This window comes from Pediococcus pentosaceus ATCC 25745, from assembly GCF_000014505.1.
In the GTDB taxonomy this organism is placed as follows: Bacteria; Bacillota; Bacilli; order Lactobacillales; family Lactobacillaceae; genus Pediococcus; species Pediococcus pentosaceus.
In genome coordinates, this window is the sequence record NC_008525.1 from 1150693 (window position 1) to 1168752 (window position 18060).

Here is an 18060-nt window from a genome sequence, read left to right on the forward strand (position 1 = left end):
TTAATCCAGACAGTAAAAAAACAGCTACTGTTGCCCATATAAAAGAAACCTCATTCACCTTCTCTTAAAATATGATTAATATTAATTTTATCTAAATCATCCTCTGAGAATTTAATCTGCTTAATTTCGACATTCTTTCTTTTTAAAAGCTCTACGGCATATTGGTCATTATGGTAATTTCTAAGATAATTAATTTTAATAATTCCGGACTGTAACAACATTTTTGTACACTGTAAACAGGGAAAATCCGTTACATAAACTTCTGCGCCATCCGTTGCAACACCAAACTTAGCACATTGCAGAACCGCATTCATTTCCGCGTGTATCGTACGAACGCAGTGTCCCTCTACTAAATAGCATCCCTCGTCAATACAATGTACGTCTCCAGAAACTGAACCATTATAGCCCCCAGCTATTACTCGCCGGTCTCTAACAATAACTGCCCCCACTGAAAGCCGCGTGCACGTACTTCTGAGTGATAACAGGGTTGCCTGTGTCATAAAATATTGATCCCAATCAATTCTATTGTCCATATCATTTCCATCCTTAATTTATACAGTAATTGCATCTTGTAGTCCTTCAAAAATTTTATCACCAATCCCCTGTACTTGCTTTAAATCTTCAATGGATTTAAATTCGCCCTGTTGTTCACGATAATTAATAATTTGTTCAGCTTTTTTATCTCCTACACCATTCAATGTCAACAATTCTGCTTTAGAGGCAGTATTTATGTTAACTATTTTTTCAGTTGAACTATCGGTTGTGGAAGGGCTGCTACTTGAAATACTCGATGAACCAACTGCACTTAATTGTGACGGATCAGAATTTTTTATCTCACCCTTAATCGGTACATAAACTACTTGTTGATCAGACAATTGAGTCGCAAGGTTAATATTTCTTTGATCAGCTGATTTAGTCATTCCACCAGCAATTTCAATCGCATCCATTATTCGCATTCCTGACTTCACTTCATAAACTCCAGGGCTTTTCACAGCTCCTTTAACATCCACCATTATTTTAGAACTAGCAAGTCTCTGGGCGTGAGTCTCCTTATCTTGTCCACTCGCCATTGGCGTTGCAGAGTTTGAGCTGCTTTGTATAGAACTGGACGAACTAGTCAGATTGTTTCCAATCATCTTATCAGTACTATCATTACGCCCCGCTCCTACCAAAATACAAAAAAACATGACCACTATTGTGACTGTTATACCTGTTATTATAATTTGTTTTTGATATTTTTCCCAAATTTCTTCCAACATTTTTGCACCTCCTTAGCTAACAGAAGATACAAAAAAAGATTGGAATTTATTTTCCAATCCTTTAAATAGTCATTTTAGTCTTGATTTTAATAATACTTCTACAGTTTCAGGGACTAGGCCTTTAATGCTTCCGCCCATTTTTACAACTTCTTTAATTAAACTAGACGAGGTAAATTCCCACTTAGAATTAGCTGGTATAAATACCGTCTCAACTTCTTGATTTAAATATTGATTCATTCCAGCCACCTGAATTTCAAAGTTTAAATCTTCCCCATTGCGAACGCCTCGAACCAAAACATCTGCTTTTTCCTGTGTAAAAGTTTCAGCCGTTAATCCTGTTACCGATTTACAAGCAACATTTTCAAGGTCTCTAGTCACTTGCGTAATTAAGTTCACGCGTTCCTGTGGTGTAAATAAAGCCGATTTGTTGGTGTTAATCGCCACTACCACCGTTAATTCATCAAAAATTTTAGCAGCACGTTTAATAATATCTAGATGGCCATTAGTAATTGGGTCAAAACTTCCAACATAAAGAGCCTTTGTCATCGTATTATTCTCCCTTATAAATTACAATTTTGGTAATTCCATAATGTTGTTCACGTACACGATTTAAATATCCAATTTTCTCTGGCAATTCAACTTCATCACTGACTTCACAAATGATAATTGCGTCTGAAGTTAATAAATTTAAACCAATTAATTCTTGAAGGTCTTTCTCAATTGTTTGGAGTGCATAAGGTGGATCAAAGAAGGCCATCGAATATTTATTTCCTTTTGTAGCTAACATTTGAATAATTTTCTTGGAATCGCCCTTAATGACTTCAAAACGATCCTTTGCCTTAGTCACTTCAACATTTTCTTTAATTGTTTTAATAGCAGCAAATTGTTTATCAATCAACGTAGCGCTATCCATCCCTCTCGAAACAGCTTCAATTGATAATCCACCACTTCCAGCGTACATATCTAGCACTAAGCCTCCATCGAAATATGGCCCAATAATATTAAATATATTTTCTTTAATTTTATCTGTTGTCGGACGGGTTTTCATTCCCGGTACGGGTTTCAAACGACGTCCACCAAAATCACCTGAAATAACTCTCACTGTTCATCTTCCTCTGCTGAATAATCTTGACTATAGTCAACCCTTAAATCTGATCGTGGAGAGATATACGCAGATCTCACCATCTCAAATCCTCGAATTTTTTTTAAAGATTCCTCAACATTACTTTTATTAACGTAAAGGATTAAATAATGCATATCTTTTGAAACATAATCAACATCGCCAATTTTTTTGATGGGTCCGATTTTTTTGATGTTATTAAAAAATACAATAATACTTTGACGTTGTACTATATTCATTCTAATCTTCCTCTATGATTTGTTTCTGTTCATTAAGTGCTTGTCTTTGCGAAGCACTTATATTTAGTAGTACCCCCATGGTAGCCGATAAAACCATCATACTTGAACCACCATAACTAATGAAAGGGAACGTAACCCCTGTAATTGGTATCAAACCAGTTATTCCACCAACATTGAAGAAAGTTTGAACAACTAGATAAGTTGCAATACCATAACAAACAAGAGCATCATACATTTTACTGGACCTAGTACCAAGAATAATTGCTCTGAAAATAATGACAAATAGGATCGAAATGATAATTACAACCATAATCAAACCCAATTCCTCAGCAATTACCGACATAATAAAATCAGTATTAGCTTCGGGTAAATATCCCTTCTTTTGAATACTATTTCCTAAACCAACACCAAAAATCCCACCATTACCGAGTGCGTAATATGAATTAACCAACTGATTACCGGCACCTTTAGAAAGTTCAAAAGGATGCGCAAATCCTACCAAACGTTGAAGCATATAATTTGAGGTATGCACATCAATTTTCGAAGCAACTGTAGTTAATAGTATAAAAAATGCTGCTAATCCAGCAAATATTCCCGCAACACTTTTACGATAATTTTTACCACCTGCAAACAAAATTACAATTGCAATTGCCGCATTAATCGTTGAACCTCCTAAATCATGTTGTAAAAAGTTCAATAAAATTAGCGAACCAATCATAACCATTGGACTCCACGTTACCTTAGGAGAAATTTCTTCTCCTAATTCAATCCGATGTTGATGTAGTGACAAAATATTTGATAAATACAAAATAATAAATAACTTCAAATATTCAGCCGGTTGGATCCCAAAAGATCCAATATAGATCCATCCAGTAGCTCCATTTGTATTCGAACCAAAAAATATAAGAAAAAAAGACGCTGCGTACATAACTAATGCACCAATTTTTAATATACCTTTATTCCTAAAACCTTTTTTGTTAATCAAAAAAAAGAACATCATGATTACAATTCCAACCATTACCCAAACTGCTTGTTTTAACAGATAACTTTTAGCGCTAATTCCATTCTGGATATAAAAATCAGCACTGGCTGAGTAGACCATTACAATTCCAAAAATACTAAGTATAAGATATGGGATTATTACCCATAAATCTAGATACGGCAATCGCTCTTTAAATCGCCTTGGAAACCAATATAAAAATTTTTGCATTAATATTTCACCCTTATCCTGCATAATACCTAATCTATTATATCGTACTACGCTCCTTAAAAATAAAAAAAGACGAAAATTAAATTTTCGTCTTTTCTTAATTATTTTTTAGCAGCCATTTTACGTTTCTTAGCAGCTTTTTCACGTTCATTTGTATTCAAGATTTGCTTACGCAAACGAATGTGATCAGGTGTAATTTCACAGTATTCATCTTCATTCAAAAATTCAAGTGATTCTTCGAGTGACATATGAACTGGTGTTTTAACCTTAGCGATATCTTCAGAACCAGCAGCACGCACGTTAGTTTGGTTACGTCCACGAGTAATGTTAACTGAAATATCATTTTCACGACTGTTTTGACCAACAATCATACCTTCATATACTTCAGTACCAGCATCTGTAAAGATAACTCCACGATCTTGAACAGCCATGATAGCGTAAGTGGTAACTTTACCAGAATTAATTGATACTAAAGTACCATTACGACGACCTGGATTCCAGTTCTTAATTTGTGGTAAGTATTCTTGGAAAGTATGGTTCATAATACCATATCCACGAGTCATTGATAGGAATTCTGTAGAGTAACCAATCAATCCACGTGAAGGAGCCAAGAAAGTCAAACGAGTTTGACCATTATCAGTAGTTTCCATATTCTTCATTTCACCCTTACGTTGTGAAAGTGAATCAATTACAGAACCAGTATATTCATCAGGTGTATCAATTTGAACCATTTCATAAGGTTCACATAGCTTGCCATCGATTTCCTTGATGATAACTTCTGGACGTGATGCTTGAAGTTCGTAACCTTCGCGACGAAGTGTTTCAATTAAAATTGAAAGATGAAGTTCACCACGACCTGAAACAATCCATGCACCAGGATCATCAGTATCATCAACTCGAAGTGAAACATCAGTATGAAGTTCAGTCTTCAAACGTTGTTCCAACTGACGTGATGTAACGAACTTACCTTCGCGACCAGCAAATGGTGAATCATTTGTTCTAAATGTCATTTGTAGTGTAGGTTCGTCAATTCGTAACACTGGTAATGCTTCTGGATGTTCTGCATCGGCAACTGTTTCACCAACGAAAATGTCTTCCATACCTGAGATAGCAATCAAGTCCCCTGCTTTGGCTTCGTTGATTTCCAAACGTTTCAAACCAAAGTAACCAAACAACTTAGTAACTCGGAAGTTTTTCTTTGAACCATCAAGTTTAAGCACGGAAACGTTGTCTCCAACCTTGATCCGACCGCGGAATACACGTCCAATACCAATCCGTCCAACGAAGTCGTTGTAATCAAGTAAAGCAACTTGGAATTGAAGTGGTTCAGCTGAAGAATCTTCAGGAGCTGGAATTGTATCTACAATTGTATCAAAAATTGGTTTCATTGTGTGTTCTTGGTCAGCTGGGTCTGAAGAAAAACTAGAAGTTCCATTGATAGCTGAAGCATATACAACTGGGAACTCAAGTTGGTCTTCATCAGCACCAAGTTCAATGAATAGATCAAGAACTTCGTCAACAACTTCTTCTGGACGTGCGCCTGGGCGGTCAATCTTGTTAACAACCACGATTGGTGTTAAATGTTGTTCCAAAGCTTTTTTCAAAACAAAGCGTGTTTGGGGCATTGTTCCTTCAAAAGCATCAACAACAAGCAAAACACCATCAACCATGCGCATGATACGTTCAACTTCACCACCGAAGTCAGCATGTCCTGGAGTATCTAAAATGTTAATTTGTTTATCTGCATAACGTACAGCAGTGTTTTTTGAAAGAATTGTGATTCCACGTTCACGTTCAATCGCATTTGAGTCCAAAGCACGGTCTTCAATTTGAACGTGTTCGTCTAATGTATCTGATTGTTTCAATAATTCATTAACCAAGGTAGTCTTTCCGTGGTCAACGTGGGCAATGATTGCAATATTTCTAATATCGTCTCTTAAATTCAATATGTTTCTCCCTTTCGTTTTTCAATGGCTTAACATAAAAAAACCTGTGACGTCTAATTCGTCACAGCATAATGCTATTTCACTATACTCATTATAGCAGAATATGCTTTTTTCGTAGCAACTAGTACAACGCCCGATTTTAGCACATTAATAGCCTCTCCGTCAACATACCCTACTTTTAACCCAAAGACCGCCGCTAAAGCGTTTCCAGCAGCAAAATCCCATGGTTTTAAGCTAGAAACATATCCAATTTGTTTACCCAAAAGTACTCGAATAAATTCGATTCCTGCACTGCCAATAACTCTAGCTCCTAGCGTTCTTTTTTCAACGTCTTGGAAGTGATATGCATTATTAACTAGCATTGGGCCACTTAACCCGATTAAACTTTCTTCTAGAGCTAGATTGGCTGGAGGATTGATTACATCTTGATTTTTATATACCACTCCAATTCCCGGTCCGCCATGTAATAAAACATCGCGCATGACATCGTAAATATATCCCAACAAAGGTTTTCCATCTTCATATAGAGCGATCATTACAGCAAAATCTTCACGTTGCTTAACAAAATTCATGGTCCCATCAATTGGATCAATGACCCACATCAACCCCTTGGCATCAGTTAAATCATTTTCAGATTCCTCAGCTAAAATTTTAGCATCAGGGAGTAATTGACTTAACGCTTCAATAATGTGAGCTTGATTACCACGATCCACTTCAGTTACCAAATCTCGGCGGTTTTGTTTTTCATCAACTTCCAAATGCTTTCCCATCTTTTCAAAAATAAATTGACGATCTTTGACTAGAAATTCCACTATTTTGGCGTCTAATTGAAGTAAGAAATCTTTATCTATATTTTTCATTTTCAATCACCTTAATTTTTTTAATATTTAAATCTTTTAATTGTTTAACCGCTAAAAATGGTTCCATACCAGAATTACTTAAAAATTCCCTAAAAAGTCTTTTTTCTTCACTCTTATTGGGCACTACTACCTGAAATTTGCGATAACTTTCAACAAATTTTTCGCGTTTAACCCCTTCTTGATAAGTTTTTTCAACTATAGCGAAGAAATTAATTACATCAGTTAATTCGGCTGTATTCCAGCGTTCATCGATTGGGTAAGAAAAAGTTTCTTTTATACTCATTTTAATATTCCTTTTAAGATTTATTTTGTGTTAATACTATATTATATATTATACTTGTTGTTAGACGAATTGGAGGTTTTTATCTTGATTAAAATGAACGATATCACTCGTGACGGAAATCCCGTTTTACGAAAACGTGCTGAAAAGCTTACTTTTCCGCTCGATCCTAAATATCTCAAAGTTGCCGATGAAATGATGGAATATTTAAAAAATAGCCAAGATCCAGCCATTGCTGAAAAATACCACTTAAGAGCCGGCGTTGGTTTGGCCGCTCCACAGATTGGTTTATCAATCCAAATGGCTTCAGTCCTTGTTCCTGGGCCAGATAATACCATCGATTTAGAAGAAACATTAGTTAATCCTGTAATCGTTAGTCAATCGGTTCAAATTGCTGCTTTGGAGGAAGGCGAAGGCTGTCTTTCGGTCGATAAAGACGTTCCTGGATATGTTCCTCGTCACGACCGCATCACTGTGCGTTACCAAACCTTGGATGGCGAAGAAAAAACTATTAAACTCCGCGATTATCCTGCAATTGTTTGTCAACATGAAATTGATCATCTAAAAGGCACTTTATTCTATGATCATATCAATAAAGAAAATCCTTTAGATATTGAAGATAATGCTATTTTAATCGGCTAATTATAAAAAAGAAGCTATGCCTGCATGGTGAATCTCAAAAGTTAAGTTATCTACTTAATTTCTGACTATTCATTCCTTTGTGGCATAGCTTCTTTTTTATAGCTTACTGAGATCATTTAAGTAATCTTTAGTCTGACGATTAATTAAATATACAACGTCTAACTCTAAATGGTTTTGATTAAGCCAAATATCTGAAACCTTTAATTGAGGTCCATCTTCGTCTTCTAATTGATGCTTTCGGCAATATTCCGCTAGAATTTTGTTGATTTTAGATTCAATTAATTTAATATCCATACTATGTTTGAGGTTGGCGTGATAATTAAACCCAACAACGGATTGACCCCAAACGTCTGCGACCGATTTTCCCTTTGCTCCATCAAATTCCATACCATCCATTTTAAGCTGCTTAGCTACTTGGATCATGGCATTATTTACGATTGTTTCACTTGCATTTCTAACTATTGTAGCTGCTTTGGTAATTCTTTTCCTTTTTATATATGTAAGAATTAATAGCACTGCAACTAAAATAATTAAGAAAATTATAATTAATGACTTAATTAGCATTTTTGATACCAGTCCCTCCGCCTTTCAAGGCTATGTTTCTATACTTATATCAGCCTCTATGATAAAATGTTTAAAGATGCGTTGTAGTAATACAACTTATTGAACGGGCAAAACTTTTATTTTTATTTGAACACATTTTTACGAAAGAAGGAAGAAAAAAACATGATTTTTAAAGTTTATTATCAAGAATCTAAAAAAGAAACACCACGTCGTGAGAATACACACTCACTATTTATTGAAGCTGAAACGAAGCCAGATGCAATTAAACGCGTCGAAACTAACAATCCAGACTTCAACGTTGAACAAGTCGAATTGCTCGAAGGTAAGGCACTCGAATATGAACAACAAGGTGTAAATTACAAGCTAGTGGAGTACTAAGCTTATGGGTAAAATTAACATTAAAAATAACGAGACTGCCGTTTATGCAATCGGTGGCCTTAATGAAATTGGTAAAAATACTTATGGTATTCAATTTCAAGACGAAATTATTGTCGTCGATGCTGGAATCAAATTCCCTGAAGATGAACTATTGGGAATTGACTACGTTATCCCTGACTACCAATTTCTAGTTGCTAACCAACAAAAAATAAAAGCCTTAGTTATCACACATGGTCATGAAGACCACATTGGTGGTATTCCGTTTTTACTACAACAAATTAACGTTCCAATTTATGCTAGTCCACTTGCTGCCGCTTTAATTAAAGGAAAACTTGAAGAACATGGTCTATTAAAAACCACCGAAATTCATATCATTGATGAGGATACGGTAATCAAATTTCCTAAGACTAGCGTTAGCTTCTTTAGAACCACCCACTCGATTCCAGATACTTTAGGGGTTGCCGTCCACACTCCTTCTGGGGTGATTGTCGAAACTGGTGATTTTAAGTTTGACCTAACACCAACTACACATCAGCCACCTAACCTTCAAAAAATGGCTAAACTTGGTGATGAAGGCGTATTGTTGTTAATGTCTGATAGTACTAATGCTGAACGTGATGAATTTACTAAATCTGAACGTTGGGTTGGTAAGTCCATTCGTAAAATTTTCGAAGAAGTCGAGGGACGAATTATTTTTGCTACTTTCGCTTCTAACATTTCTCGAATCCAGATGGCAACAGAAGCTGCACTAAAACATGGTCGTAAAATTGCGGTTTTTGGTCGCTCAATGGAAGCAGCTTTAGTTAACGGCCGTGAACTAGGATACCTTGATATTCCCGATGACGCATTAATCAATGCCGAACAACTTAACCATTTACCAGCTAATAAAGTATTGATCATGTGTACTGGTTCTCAAGGTGAACCGATGGCAGCGCTTAGTCGAATTGCCAACGGCACTCATCGTCAAATTTCAATACAACCTGATGACACTGTCGTATTTTCAAGTAACCCAATTCCTGGTAATACTATCAGCGTCAATAAAGTTATTAACGAATTAGAAGAAGCTGGTGCTCGTGTAATTCACGGAAAAGTGAATAACATCCATACTTCTGGTCATGGTGGCCAAGATGAACAACGTCTAATGTTACGTTTGATGCAACCTAAATATTTTATGCCTATTCATGGCGAATATAGAATGTTGCAATTGCATACTGAACTTGCTCATGACTGTGACGTACCATTCGAAAATAGCTTTATTATGTCCAATGGTGATGTTTTAGCCCTTACAAAGGACTCCGCTCGTCGTTCTGGTCATTTTAGTGCCGGTGATGTATATGTAGATGGAAATGGTATTGGAGATATCGGAAATGTTGTTTTACGTGATCGTCAATTACTTTCTGAAGAAGGACTTGTGGTTGTCGTTGCAACAATTAACCTAAAAACTAAGATGATTGAATCCGGTCCAGATCTTTTATCACGAGGATTTGTTTACATGCGAGAATCCGGTGAATTAATTAATGAAGGTCGGCGTCGAATGTTTGCGAGAATTCGTCACGCAATGCGAAATCCGCACGCTAATGAAGCCTCTATTAATCGGGCAATTATTGATGATCTACAGAAATTCTTATATGAACAAACTGAACGTCATCCTGTAATTATTCCAATGTTAATTATGGATTAATAAAAAACGCAATCTTATCAAACTCTGAGATAAATCTCTAATGATTGAAAAGATTGCGTTTTTATTTAGCTATAATTTTGCTAAACATGAAAAGTTCCCTTTCCCAAATTTTAAAAGGTAAAATAAAAAACGTCTCAACTAACCTAGGTTAATTGAAACGTTTTTTTCTTAGTTAATTTTAACGTACGCTACCAGCAAAACTTGGGTAGAAGTATGATGAAATTGTTGAAACCTTAGCATTTTGACCAAATGTTGGAGCATTTGCATATTGGTTGTTACCAAGATAAATAGCGACGTGATATGTTGAACCAGCGCTACCCCAGAATAATAAATCACCTGGTTGAGCAGCTGAAACAGATTTCTTTGTTACATATGATTCCATAGCTACAGTATAGCTTGGAAGACTAATACCAGCTGAATGTTGGTATACATATGAAACAAATCCAGAACAATCAAAACCTGAAGTTGTTTTACCGCCCCATACGTATGGGATTGTGTTATTAGCTAAAGATCTAGCTAAACCAGTAACAGAACCAGTATTTTGAGTAGTTGTTGTTGTAGCACTTGATGATGCAGCTGAACTAGCAACATTGGTTGTGTTAGTAGTTGTTGCAGCTGAACTAGTATGTGTAGCATATGAAGGAGTTGTAGCAGCGCTTGATGGTGCTACACTAGTTACAGCTTGTGATGTTACCGCACTACTTGATGGTGCAACTGAGCTTGCAGCTGATGATACAGCTGAACTTGGTGCTACGCTAGTTGCAGCTTGTGATGTCACTGCGCTACTTGATGGTGCAACTGAGCTTGCAGCTGATGATACAGCTGAACTTGATGCTACGCTAGTTGCAGCTTGTGATGTTACTGCACTACTTGATGGTGCAACTGAGCTTGCAGCTGATGATACAGCTGAACTTGGTGCTACGCTAGTTGCAGCTTGTGATGTCACTGCGCTACTTGATGGTGCAACTGAGCTTGCAGCTGATGATACAGCTGAACTTGGTGCTACGCTAGTTGCAGCTTGTGATGTTACTGCACTACTTGATGGTGCAACTGAGCTTGCAGCTGATGATACAGCTGAACTTGGTGCTACGCTAGTTACAGCTTGTGATGTTACTGCACTGCTTGCAGGTGCTACATATGTTGTAGCAGCACTACTTGGTGCTGGTGTTACTACAGTTTGAGCAGCTGCACTACTTGCTTGAACTGTAACTTGTTGAGTAGCTTGAGGTACATATGTACTTGAAGCTTGACTTGCTGAACCATTGGCAGCAGGAATTGTTAAACTTTGTCCAACAATAATTAATGAACTGCTAAGATTGTTTGCTTTCATGATGGCATTAACAGATACACCATATTTTTCAGCAAGAACTGATAAACTATCACCGCTCTTTACGGTAATTTTAGTAACTTTTGAGTCTGTTTTGCCTGGAATATTGATATCTTGTCCAACAAAAATCAAGTGACTATTTTGATTAATGTTATTTAGTGATTCAATGCTTTTAACGGAAACTCCGTATTTTTGTGAAAGTGCCCAAACTGTATCACTCTTTTGTACCTTTACAGAATCAGCATGAGCAATCACTTGTGTTCCGCCTGCAACAAGAAGACCTGCTCCGGCCGCACCAGCTAATAATAATTTGGATGCATTTGATTTAGAATTGGTAACCATATAAGTTCGTCCACTCCTTAAATTTTCGTATAATTTTTATGATTTCTATCGTTAATATTCAAAATAAATTAGAATTGGTTTTTTGCACATGTTTAATACTATCATTTTTAAGATATTTTGAAAACACTTTTTATACATTAACTATTCATCATAAATTAAAAAAATCTTATAAATCCCGCCACTACAATGTTTAACAAAACTTAAAAAAAACAAATAACTTTTGACACTTTTTTTCTTAAAATCCTTTATTTCATGCATGTTTATCTAATGTTACACCAATATTACAAAAAAAGAGTATTGTTACAAAGAATGTAACAATACTCCCAAGTTAAACCATATTTTTTATACATAAAAATGAATTTTTATGCATTTTTTGAATTCTTTACTGGTTTCCATAATCCCATAATTACACCGGCTATTACCGCACCAATTACTACAGATAGAACGTAGAATAATTTATGATCAGCTAACGCAATTACCCATATACCACCATGAGGAGCCGGAACACTAACCTTCCAAAGTTGACTTAGTCCACCACCGATTGCTGAACCAATAATACTTGATCCAATTACACGAAGAGGATCAGCAGTTGCGAATGGAATGGCACCTTCAGTAATAAATGATAGTCCCAGAACCCAGTTTGAAATTCCAGCTTCACGTTCTTGTGCCGTAAATTTCTTAGGCCAAAATGTTGTGGCAATTGCTGTAGCTAAAGGTGGAATCATCCCACCCACCATTACAGCAGCCATCAAATCACCATTTTTAGTTGAAGTAAACGCTGCAATCGCAAACGCATAAGCAGCCTTATTAAATGGACCACCCATATCAATTGACATCATCGCTGCCAGTACAGCACCTAAGAGAACCGCGTTTCCGGTTCCCATGCCTTCTAGCACACCAGTTACCCATGCATTAACGGCCGCAAACACGGGGTTAACTGCAAAGAACATTAATGCGCCAACCAAAAGTAAACTCAAGATTGGATAAATCAACATTGGTTTTAAACCTTCAAGTGTCTTAGGAACAAATTTGAATAACTTTTTCAAACCGTTGACAATCAAACCAGCTGCAAAACCAGCAATTAATCCACCAATAAATCCTGAAACACTTGTTGTATGCATTACGCTCGCAGCTGACTGGGTTGCCATATAACCACCCACAACCCCAGGCATTAACGCTGGTAAATCACCAATTGATTGAGCAATAAAACCGGCAAGAATTGGGATCAAGAATGAAAAGGCATAATTACCAATTCCATTAGGGAAAGTAAACCACAAACTAGTTGCTGACGTATATCGCTCAATAAAGAACGAAAGAGCCATGATAATCCCACCACCAACTACAAATGGTAGCATATGAGAAATACCGTTCATTAAATCTTTATAAATTTCATTCCAAAAACCACCGTTTGATGATTCAGATTCTGACGCTTCATTTCCAGTAGAATGGAATGTAGTAGCCTGATTAGCTTCAACCAAGTCAATTAATTCATCAGCTTTATTAATCCCATCAATGACTGGTCGATTTAAAAGTGGTTTACCATCGAAACGCGCCATTTCAACTTTTTTATCTGCTGTAATGATAACTCCATCAGCTCGTTCAATATCTTCATTAGTTAAACGATGCTTTACACCTTCGGAACCATTTGTTTCAACTTTGATCTCGATTCCTTTTTCCTTAGCCGCCTTTTTCAAAGCAGCCTCAGCCATATAAGTATGAGCAATCCCATTAGGACAAGCTGAAACCGCAACAATAAAGGACTTTTTATCTGAATCGACTGGTTCAGTTGTTTCAGCATCATGTGAATCTTCTACATCTTTTGCTGCTTCTGCAGCTTCAAATAATGCTAAGACATCCGCTGGAGTTTCAGCGTTCTTCAATTTTCCTACCAACTCTGGGTCAATCAGCAAACTAGATAGTTTAGCTAAGGCCTGTAGATGCGCGTTATTCGCCCCCTCTGGAGCAGCAATCATGAAGAATAATTTTACAGGTTTTCCATCCAAGGCATCAAAATCCACCCCATTACTACTTTTAGCAAATAACACCGCTGCCTCATTAACAGCATTAGTCTTAGCATGAGGCATCGCAATCTCATCACCAATACCAGTTGTTGATTCAGCTTCACGATCTAGAATACCTTTAAGATAGGTCGCACGATCGGCAACAATTCCTTCACTAACGTATTTATCAATCATTTCGTTAATTGCATCCGATTTTGAATCTGCTTTTAGATCCATAATCATTAAGTTTTTCTTGAGTAAATCTTTAATCTCCATAATTTTACCCCTTACTTTTCAAAGACATCAATTTCGTTAAAAATCTCGTCAATTTTTTTATTAGTTGCAATATCCAGTGAAAATGCTGTGGCACTTCCACACGCTAAACCTTTTTTAAAGGCTTTTTCTAAATCATGTGACTGATTGAATTCTCCAACAAATCCAGCCAACATTGAGTCCCCAGCTCCTACAGAATTTAAGACTTTGCCTTTTGGAGCAAAACTTCTAAGCACACGATCCTTGGAAACTAGCATCCCACCTTCACCAGCCATTGAAATCATGACATTTTGAGCGCCCATTTCAATTAACTTTTTAGCATACTTCTCAATATCTGCATCGGTGGTTACTTCCGTATGAAATAATTCTCCAAGTTCATGGTTATTTGGCTTGATAACGATTGGATTATTTTCTAAGGTATCTAATAGACCCTGTCCCGTAGTATCAACTGCAAGTTGCGCCCCATTTGCCTTAATTTTTTTAATTATTTGATCATAAAGGTTCTGAGGTAAATTGGCTGGGATACTTCCTGAAAATACAACAACATCTCCATTGCCAATTTGATTAAATTTGTCGATAAAACTTGCTAATTCTGCATCATCAATATTAGGCCCGAGAGCATTTAATTCTGTTTCTTGTTGAGCATGAATTTTTACATTAATCCTAGTATCTTCTTTAATCTCAACAAAATCGGTTTGCACATTCAATCTTGTTAATGCATCATTCACAAATTTCCCAGTAAATCCTCCTAGAAAACCTAACGCTGTGTTAGACACATTTAATTCATTTAAAATTCTTGAAACATTAATCCCTTTTCCACCCGGAAATTTACTTGATGTCTTCAAGCGATTGACCAAGCCAACTTTCATTTCATCCAGACTGATTACATAATCAATCGATGGGTTAAGTGTAACTGTGTAAATCATTTTTGAACCTCCATATAATATATATTTTCCTCTGCTTTGAGCCATTCTGGACAATGGTCGGCAATAATTGTTGCATCTTGCAATTCTGCAAAACGTACAAATGAAGTCTTATTAAACTTAGAGCTATCTGCTAAAACATAAGCATTTCGACTTCTTTTAATCACTTCTGACTTAATCTGGGCTTCTTGAATATCTGGAGTGGTAAATCCTAATTCTTGGGATACCCCATTGGTTCCCATGAAACATCGATCAAATTGAAATGTTCGAATCCGATCCGTTACCTCTGATCCAATCAAAGCCCGGGTTTTATTTTTTAATTGGCCACCAACTAGATACGCATTGATATCAAAATCTGACAGTAATCCAGCAATCGTCAATCCATTGGTTACAACTAACAGTCCCTCGCTTTCTGCCAAGTATGGAATGATCGTTGCAGTGGAAGTTCCGGCATCCAGAAAAATAATCTCTCCACTTTGAACCAGTTCTGCAGCTTGTCGCCCAATTTCATTTTTTTCTAATAGATTCATTTTCGATTTAACTTGAAAATCCGTTTCGGTTTGAAGCCCATTTTCAAGTTGAGCTCCACCATGAACACGGACTAGCTTTCCTTCTGCTTCAAGTTTTTTTAAATCTCGACGAACCGTAGAAATTGATGATTGATTTGCATGCATAATTTCATCAACTTTGATAACTTGTTTCTCTCTTAATAAACGTAAAATATTTCGTTCTCGAAGTTCTGTAAGCACTTTCATCAACCTCCATAGAAGAATATACCATCATTTTAGTTCAAAATCAATCAAATTAATTCAAAAAAATTCAATTTCGTTCATTTTACATCAAAAAAAGACGCCTATCACTTGATAGACGACTTCTAAATTATTCAATTTCACTTTCAATAACTTCTTTAGGGTTTCTAGGATGATGCTGCTTTAATTGAATTCCTAATAAATCAATGAAGAAAGCGACGGTAGGAATACCAACAATCAACCCCCAAGTTCCCAACATTTTTGCTCCAATAATTAAAGTAATGAAGGTTACAAAGACCGGCAAATCAGTGGCACCCGCCATCAATCTTGGGTGTAGAAAGTATGATTCAAAAAAGTGTATCAATATTACTAAACAAAGCACTTCTGCAATTGAGATAATACCATTGGCCGAAAAAGCAACAATTGACAAGGGGATTAATGAAATTAAAACTCCAGCAACGGGGACTAAACCTAGAACAAAGACAATAATAGCCATTAATAGTAGTTTAGGCACCCCAATTATCCATAAACCAATCACCATCAAACCGGTATTGATAATACAAATTACTAATTGGGTTTCAATTACCGTACCTAGTATCACTACGTACTTACGAAGTAAGTAGTATACATTTCCGAACATGATATCATACTTACTCTTTAAAATAGCATGCCCAAATTCACGTAAATGGTTGTAAGTTAAATTAAATACCATACTTAGAAATAACGCAATTATAACGTGTTCCGCAGCAATCCCGATCCTGCCAAGCTGATTTAACCCAGACATTGCGATGTATTGACTTCCTTTCACCGCTTGTGAGTTTCTATTTATCTCAGTAAGGATTGTTTGAACATAGTGGTTACTAAACGTATCACTGTCAATAGCATGTTTAATTAAAGAAGGAATTCCTTTTAATTGATCATAAATCATCGAGGCCGTAAAAGAAAAAACAAAGCCCGCAAAGGCCAGTAAAACAATATAAAAAATTATTGTACCAATTGGCTGACTAACCTTGGTGTATTTTCTAATCTTTTGAATTCCCACGTGTGACACAAAGGAAAAAATTACTACCAATAAAATTTGCGACATAAAATCTCTTAATAAAAATATTATCAATATTAGCGCTACTAGCGTTGCCCAAAGTTGAACAGATTTTTTATGCCATTGTTGAACTAATATATCCATTGAATTCCTCCAAATAAAAAGACCTGCACAAATTATAATCTGCAACAGATCTTAATCGAAAATTTAAAAAGTTATTTAACACTTATTTAATTATTTTTGGCTTTTAAATAATGGAGCAAGTGGTTCATTATCATAAATCATCTTAATTGCATTTCCTAAAAGTGGTCCTACAGATAATTCAACTAACTTATCAAATTTCTTATCAGCATCAATTCTAATTGAATCAGTAACAATGATTTTAGACAATTTGGATTCTTGTAAAATTTTAGGTGCATTATTAGAAAAGATTGCATGAGTTGCAGCACCATATACCTCAGTTGCTCCTGCGTTATGGAGGGCTTCCGCTGAAATCGTCAAGCGTGTTCCTGTGTCAATCATATCATCGACAACCAAAGCAATTTTATTTTTAACATTTCCAATGATTTCAGTCGGAATTTCATTAATACTTTCCACAGATTCTTCATTACGATTATCAATAATTGCAATGGGTGTGCCTAATAATTCAGCCATGGTTCTAGCTCTAGAAACACTAGCGTGATCAGGTGAAACTACAACCATATTTTCGACATCAAAACTCCCATCACTAAAATAACTTGCTAACAATGGAGCAGCGGCAAGATGGTCAACTGGAACATCGAAAAATCCTTGAATTTGTGGAGCATGTAAATCAAGCGTCAGAACACGAGTAATTGCATCATCTTCCAAAAGATTAGCAATTAATTTAGCTGTAATTGGTTCCCGTGAACGAGCTTTGCGATCCTGTCTAGAGTATCCATAATATGGAATAACAACATTAATTTGGCTAGCACTAGCACGACGCAAAGCATCAACCATAATTAATAATTCCATCAATGAATCATTAATAGGGTCTGAAATGGATTGAATTACATAAACTTCATCCCCGCGAATACTTTCTTCAATATTTACTTGGATTTCGCCATCACTAAATTGCTTAATAGCAGCTTTTCCTAAAGGCATTCCCACCTCTGCAGCAATTTTTTCAGATAAAGCATGATTTGAATTCAAGGAGAATATTTTCATTCTTCTTTTTGTTTTACTTTCTTCCACAGCTGAACCTCCAATT

At 36.1% G+C, this 18060-nt stretch carries 19 protein-coding genes; 3 read left to right on the plus strand and 16 right to left on the minus strand.

The window, feature by feature from the left end; all coding sequences use genetic code 11:
* Nucleotides 1-50: 50 nt before the first annotated feature.
* From PEPE_RS05555 to PEPE_RS05595, 9 genes are all read right to left on the minus strand, one after another.
* On the minus strand, nt 51-533 hold the full coding sequence (locus PEPE_RS05555; RefSeq protein WP_011673523.1) for a ComE operon protein 2: 483 nt from the start codon (nt 531-533) through the stop codon (nt 51-53).
* Between the two features lie 18 nt (nt 534-551).
* Entirely contained in the window at nt 552-1259 is a 708-nt protein-coding gene (locus tag PEPE_RS05560; protein WP_011673524.1) for a helix-hairpin-helix domain-containing protein, read from the minus strand.
* Between the two features lie 69 nt (nt 1260-1328).
* A complete protein-coding gene (gene coaD / locus PEPE_RS05565) occupies nt 1329-1805 on the minus strand; it encodes a pantetheine-phosphate adenylyltransferase (RefSeq protein ID WP_002833455.1) in 477 nt (158 codons plus the stop codon).
* Between the two features lie 4 nt (nt 1806-1809).
* Nucleotides 1810-2361 (minus strand): 16S rRNA (guanine(966)-N(2))-methyltransferase RsmD, encoded by a 552-nt coding sequence (gene rsmD / locus PEPE_RS05570; RefSeq protein WP_002833456.1) that lies wholly within the window; start codon nt 2359-2361, stop codon nt 1810-1812.
* A complete protein-coding gene (locus tag PEPE_RS05575) occupies nt 2358-2618 on the minus strand; it encodes a DUF2129 domain-containing protein (protein ID WP_002833457.1) in 261 nt (86 codons plus the stop codon). Before PEPE_RS05575 ends, rsmD begins: the two co-directional genes overlap by 4 nt.
* Nucleotide 2619: 1 nt before the next feature.
* Nucleotides 2620-3828 (minus strand): FtsW/RodA/SpoVE family cell cycle protein, encoded by a 1209-nt coding sequence (locus PEPE_RS05580; RefSeq protein ID WP_011673525.1) that lies wholly within the window; start codon nt 3826-3828, stop codon nt 2620-2622.
* Nucleotides 3829-3929: 101 nt separating this feature from the next.
* Complete coding sequence (gene typA, locus PEPE_RS05585) at nt 3930-5774, minus strand: translational GTPase TypA (RefSeq protein ID WP_002833459.1); 1845 nt, start codon at nt 5772-5774, stop codon at nt 3930-3932.
* Nucleotides 5775-5848: 74 nt separating this feature from the next.
* Entirely contained in the window at nt 5849-6634 is a 786-nt protein-coding gene (locus tag PEPE_RS05590; protein WP_002833460.1) for an inositol monophosphatase family protein, read from the minus strand.
* Entirely contained in the window at nt 6618-6917 is a 300-nt protein-coding gene (locus tag PEPE_RS05595; RefSeq protein ID WP_011673526.1) for a UPF0223 family protein, read from the minus strand. Before PEPE_RS05595 ends, PEPE_RS05590 begins: the two co-directional genes overlap by 17 nt.
* An 84-nt stretch (nt 6918-7001) precedes the next feature.
* Between PEPE_RS05595 and def the strand changes: the two genes are divergently transcribed.
* On the plus strand, nt 7002-7556 hold the full coding sequence (gene def / locus PEPE_RS05600) for a peptide deformylase (RefSeq protein WP_011673527.1): 555 nt from the start codon (nt 7002-7004) through the stop codon (nt 7554-7556).
* Nucleotides 7557-7652: 96 nt separating this feature from the next.
* Here the strand turns inward: def and PEPE_RS05605 are convergent, their stop codons facing one another.
* Nucleotides 7653-8120, minus strand: a complete 468-nt coding sequence (locus PEPE_RS05605) for a hypothetical protein (RefSeq protein WP_011673528.1) — start codon at nt 8118-8120, stop codon at nt 7653-7655.
* Nucleotides 8121-8282: 162 nt separating this feature from the next.
* On the opposite strand from PEPE_RS05605, the gene PEPE_RS05610 reads away from it, so the two are divergent.
* Together PEPE_RS05610 and rnjA are read left to right on the plus strand one after the other, a co-directional pair.
* A complete protein-coding gene (locus PEPE_RS05610; RefSeq protein ID WP_002833465.1) occupies nt 8283-8498 on the plus strand; it encodes a DNA-directed RNA polymerase subunit epsilon in 216 nt (71 codons plus the stop codon).
* 4 nt (nt 8499-8502) lie between these two features.
* Nucleotides 8503-10179: a ribonuclease J1 gene (rnjA, locus tag PEPE_RS05615; protein ID WP_002833466.1), complete on the plus strand. Its 1677-nt coding sequence runs from the start codon at nt 8503-8505 to the stop codon at nt 10177-10179.
* A 178-nt stretch (nt 10180-10357) separates the two neighbouring features.
* Here the strand turns inward: rnjA and PEPE_RS05620 are convergent, their stop codons facing one another.
* From PEPE_RS05620 to PEPE_RS05645, 6 genes are all read right to left on the minus strand, one after another.
* Nucleotides 10358-11848 carry a LysM peptidoglycan-binding domain-containing C40 family peptidase gene (locus tag PEPE_RS05620; protein WP_011673529.1) on the minus strand — a complete coding sequence of 497 codons (1491 nt, stop codon included), beginning with the start codon at nt 11846-11848 and terminating at the stop codon, nt 10358-10360.
* Between the two features lie 362 nt (nt 11849-12210).
* Nucleotides 12211-14124, minus strand: a complete 1914-nt coding sequence (locus tag PEPE_RS05625) for a PTS fructose transporter subunit IIABC (protein WP_011673530.1) — start codon at nt 14122-14124, stop codon at nt 12211-12213.
* Between the two features lie 11 nt (nt 14125-14135).
* Complete coding sequence (pfkB, locus tag PEPE_RS05630) at nt 14136-15047, minus strand: 1-phosphofructokinase (protein WP_011673531.1); 912 nt, start codon at nt 15045-15047, stop codon at nt 14136-14138.
* The gene (locus tag PEPE_RS05635) at nt 15044-15799 is read right to left on the minus strand and encodes a DeoR/GlpR family DNA-binding transcription regulator (RefSeq protein ID WP_178084808.1); all 756 of its coding nucleotides are present in this window, start codon (nt 15797-15799) and stop codon (nt 15044-15046) included. The genes pfkB and PEPE_RS05635 overlap by 4 nt, the downstream gene beginning before the upstream one ends.
* 124 nt (nt 15800-15923) lie before the next feature.
* On the minus strand, nt 15924-16976 hold the full coding sequence (locus PEPE_RS05640; protein ID WP_002833471.1) for an AI-2E family transporter: 1053 nt from the start codon (nt 16974-16976) through the stop codon (nt 15924-15926).
* A 90-nt stretch (nt 16977-17066) separates the two neighbouring features.
* Nucleotides 17067-18044 carry a ribose-phosphate diphosphokinase gene (locus tag PEPE_RS05645; RefSeq protein ID WP_002833472.1) on the minus strand — a complete coding sequence of 326 codons (978 nt, stop codon included), beginning with the start codon at nt 18042-18044 and terminating at the stop codon, nt 17067-17069.
* Nucleotides 18045-18060 lie beyond the last annotated feature (16 nt).